This is a genomic window from Spirosoma utsteinense (assembly GCF_014282275.1).
In the GTDB taxonomy this organism is placed as follows: Bacteria; Bacteroidota; Bacteroidia; order Cytophagales; family Spirosomataceae; genus Spirosoma; species Spirosoma utsteinense.
The window spans coordinates 1-3,266 of record NZ_VFIA01000109.1 but is presented as its reverse complement, the minus strand read 5'-3'; the positions used below and the strand labels follow the sequence as shown (position 1 = coordinate 3,266).

Sequence of the window (3,266 nt, the reverse complement as noted above, 5' to 3'; positions counted from 1 at the left end):
ACTTTAACACCGTAGGATGGTATACCTACAACGGTGACCACCAATTGGCGACTCGTTGGAAACTACACACCGAATACCAATGGCGCCGTATTGATTTTATCACCCGTTGGCAACAGTCATTGGCTCGAGTTGGCCTAGTCTATGAGCTGACCGACCGCCTTACAATAGCTGGTGGCTACACGCGGTTTACTACCTACCCATATGGCAATTACCCATCAGCCGATCAGGGTGTACCCGTGCCTGAAAATAGAGTTTATGAAGATATTGAGTTGGCGGATAAGTTGGGTAGACTGGTTATAGGGCATCGGTTCCGCTTAGAGCAACGGTGGTTAGGTCAGCTATCAACTGCGAATCCACGCCAGATTGAAGGTTGGCAGTACCAGAATCGAATTCGTTATCAGTTATCACTGGCCTATCCACTGAGTGGGCCAACTATTGACGACCATGAGTTTTATCTGAATGCATTCGATGAATTATTCATCAGCTTTGGCCGGCATGTCCAAGATAACGTATTCAACCAAAATCGACTTTCGGTTGGCTTAGGGTACCAGATTCATAATAATTTTAAGATAGAACTGAACTACTTTAACCGGGTTCTACAACATGGGCAAGGAGATCCAATCACTAAAAAACGAATCTTCGACTTCGATAACGGATTTCGGTTAAATCTCTACTACGCTTTTGATTTTAAACGTGATGAGTAACTGAATCCGCTCAGTTAATTGAGTGGGAGACCAACCAATAAATTTTGCATTATTCCAAATTAGTCCGAGTTTTGAGAGGATGACTTTTCTAGTATTATTTTCATAACATAATTGTAGTTATAAAACACCTCCCCCTAAAGTACAATGCCTGGCTCCGCTCGATGGATAGCCAGACATTGTACTTTTTCTTGTTACGGGATACCGACGACGTAGTTTGATTGATCCTCTGACCGTACTTAAACTATCACTTGAAAAGGGGAAGAAAAATACAATTCATCCAAACTAGAGCCCTATAGCCCTATAGTCGTTTTTTGACTCTAGAATACATCCATGCAGCCACCCCAAAAACGAGTCGATTTTTTAGGAAGCAAGATGTGTTTTTGTTACCACAAAAACTCCCCAGGTACTTCGCCCACTGGGGGGTTTCTCGGCCTCCGTAGTCGGCCGATCTAAGGACAGGAGCTGAAGCACCGATCTTGTTTTTATCCCCTTTTCCACTTTTTTTAATTATGTCAATTAGCTTGTAAGCCATTGTTTTGAGTGTACTCTTAAAATACACTCACAAATTGTTTTTCCTCTTTTATCCCCTTTCCAACCTCTTTATAGCTAATGTGTATTAGCCCGTACCGGGCTGGATTTTCTGTCATGCCCCCCACTCAAAGAGTCAAGGACGGGCAAGCTGTCCCCTCAAATCGACTCTTTGAGTGGGGGGCCATGACAGAAAATCCCGTGGCCGTAGGACACGAAAAAGGCTTGAACATGAATAAGCCCCTAGATGGCTTAGAGCTATCAATCTAGGGGCTTTACGACTCTCGTCGTGGGGTCGGCCTATCCTCACGGTTGCATCCCTGCAGAGCCGCTGACGTTCAGCACGGTCTTTTAGCTTACTCCTAACGAGTTGCTCCTACAGAGCTTGCTCCCGTTTAAGCTAATATTATCTAAGCTTCTACAAGTGCTGATTCTAATACATCTTCAACTTGTCTGAGCTGTTCAAGTAAGTATTCTTTTCGCTTCGCAGCTTCTTGGATTTGTTTTTCCCTACTAATATCTTCTTCATCCCTTTCAACCCTGTATTTTAAGCTGAAAACATACTCTTTCGTCTTTCCTATCTCTGTGTCATAGCCTTTGAAAAAGTAGTCAGGGTTAAGATAGTATATGCCTGTATCCTCTCTTATCAGTATGTTCAATTTATGTAGCCTAGCTATTGAGTTACTAACTACTTGACCTGATTTTCCCTCTCCTATTTCTTTTGCAATTTGGTCTTTTATGCTTCTAATGATCACAACACGACCAGTATTCCATTCTGAACGTTTCCAGAGAGATAAGAGCACCTTAAAGTCATCAGCACGGGTAATCCTAAGGCAGCCGCTAATATCCTCTAAAAAGACCCTCATAAAAGAATCTTTACCAGATACCACTTGATAAACATCAATCTCCTGTCGTATTACCTCGCCATCTTCCGTGGCGACTGTTTTAATGTGTGTATGATAAGCTCGTTTCTTCTCCACATTAATCAGATTTGATTACGAATACAAGAATAGTAAATGGAGAGTTGATAACCAAATTTGATTATTAAAACGGCTAATCAGAGGTGAAAAAATATCAAAATAATCAAATTTGATTATAAAAGTGGCGATTAGAGGTTATAAAAGTGGCGATTAGAGGTTATGATTATAGCGATTAGAGGTTATTGTGTTTGCTCATAACTACTTATATATCAGTTATTTAAAGCCTTTTTTTACGTATAGTGTATTCTGGGGGCAAAAATCACATGTGAGCGTAGCGAACTCCGTTTTTTTGGATCGAGACAGAAATACGACAAAATTGCCTCTGGTTGAGGATTCAACCTGTATCCGTTAACGTTCGTCAAAAACGTTAAACGAGACTCCGTTTGGTTTTCCCAAGGGGTTTAAAATTCAGACCCTGCTGGCCACCGCCCAGCAGGGTTTTTGCTTTTCCGACAGTCGGAGGAAAAGACAGCCGTTTACCACCTTAAAAGCTGACCGTAGGGAGGTTTTTAAGGTGGTAAACATGGCTGGCTACGCAAAATGATGCTGGGGTTCAGAGGCTTACTAAGATTGTATACAGTGCTAATTATTGACCAATTTTTAACCCGTTGATAACCAATCTCATAGAGCGAGACAAAACGGTATGAGCGTAGCGAATAGCGTTCCGTCTCGCTCTCTACAAGACCGCTTCGCGCTCACACACCGGACGGCTTTTTTCCCCTTTGTAATCTCTGGCCGGATGGGTAGGTTTACATAAGGAAACTTATACAACAATTTGCAGTATATAAATCATAGTTCGCTTGTTGATTATCAGGAAGCATTTCTCTTAAACACATTTACGGTTTCAAGCTTTATTTAACATCACTGATGAAAAGAGCCATCCTGTTTATTTTGTTTAGTTCATTAACTAACAGTGCTATTAGTCAGACAAACCGGATAAATGACTTTAACACCGTAGGATGGTATACCTACAACGGTGACCACCAATTGGCGACTCGTTGGAAACTACACACCGAATACCAATGGCGCCGTATTGATTTTATCACCCGTTGGC

Annotated in this window: 2 protein-coding genes and 1 pseudogene; 2 read left to right on the top strand and 1 reads right to left on the bottom strand. The window is 41.8% G+C overall.

All coding sequences use genetic code 11. The annotated features are described in order from the left end of the window. On the top strand, positions 1–704 hold a 704-nt coding region (locus FH603_RS27785; protein WP_244968045.1), incomplete at its 5' end, for a DUF2490 domain-containing protein. 938 nt (positions 705–1,642) lie between these two features. Here the strand turns inward: FH603_RS27785 and FH603_RS27780 are convergent. Then, entirely contained in the window at positions 1,643–2,212 is a 570-nt protein-coding gene (locus FH603_RS27780) for a replication/maintenance protein RepL (RefSeq protein ID WP_186742565.1), read from the bottom strand. Positions 2,213–3,079: 867 nt separating this feature from the next. On the opposite strand from FH603_RS27780, the pseudogene FH603_RS28475 reads away from it, so the two are divergent. Then, positions 3,080–3,266, top strand: a pseudogene (locus tag FH603_RS28475) (DUF2490 domain-containing protein); the annotation flags it as partial.